The sequence below is a fragment of the Vibrio sp. 10N.286.55.E10 genome, from assembly GCF_002872555.1.
Lineage (GTDB): Bacteria > Pseudomonadota > Gammaproteobacteria > Enterobacterales > Vibrionaceae > Vibrio > Vibrio crassostreae.
Genome location: NZ_MCSD01000039.1, coordinates 1 through 238 on the forward strand (window position 1 = coordinate 1; position 238 = coordinate 238).

Annotated in this window: 1 tRNA gene; it reads right to left on the reverse strand. The window is 40.3% G+C overall.

Annotated features, from left to right (window positions below):
* Positions 1-81 precede the first annotated feature (81 nt).
* Positions 82-157: transfer RNA gene (locus tag BCV39_RS18555), tRNA-Ala, on the reverse strand.
* Positions 158-238: the final 81 nt, after the last annotated feature.

The window sequence follows — 238 nt, forward strand, 5'->3', positions numbered from 1 at the left end:
TTCCAAATTGTTAAAGAGCTAGATTTTTCTAATTAAAGAAATAACCATTTTTAAAGATTCTTAAGGAAGAACACTTAAAGATGGTGGAGCTATGCGGGATCGAACCGCAGACCTCCTCGCTGCCAGCGAGGCGCTCTCCCAGCTGAGCTATAGCCCCATCTGGAAAAGTATTTCCTACTCTTAACTTATTAAACCATCAATCTGTGTGGACACTTATTGTGAGTATCTTCGTATAAGG